A 383-nucleotide genomic window follows, 5' to 3' on the forward strand; every position below is an offset into this window, starting at 1 on the left:
ATGCGGTTCTTTCGCAAGGAACAGTTACATTACCTGGTGTGCAAACTGGACCCATGGTACCAGCGAACACTGCACTGCTTCCTAAAGCAAGAACAGCCACCGCTGTTTTTTTCAAATTTAACATGCTTATCTCCACTTTTTTATTATTAATTTCCGTTTGTTACTAAATTTCAACTTCAGCAACAGTACGCATTCTTCGCTCTAATCGAGAGCGTACCTGGTTAAATTATCCAGCTGTACTTTAATAAAGTCAACAGTATTGCTGAAATTTCTTAACAAGTTACCAAATTACACATTACCAACGTACTTCAAACCAATGTATGGACCAGAAGCAGCGAAGTCAGTTTCAGCAAGACCTGCGTTACCGTTATTGATGTTGAAGT

General features: G+C 39.2%; 1 pseudogene. It reads right to left on the minus strand.

Going from position 1 to position 383, the window contains the following annotated elements:
- A pseudogene (locus Lwal_RS18250) lies at positions 1 to 124 on the minus strand (Lpg1974 family pore-forming outer membrane protein); the annotation flags it as partial.
- Positions 125 to 383: the final 259 nt, after the last annotated feature.

The organism is Legionella waltersii, from assembly GCF_001468085.1.
In the GTDB taxonomy this organism is placed as follows: domain Bacteria; phylum Pseudomonadota; class Gammaproteobacteria; order Legionellales; family Legionellaceae; genus Legionella; species Legionella waltersii.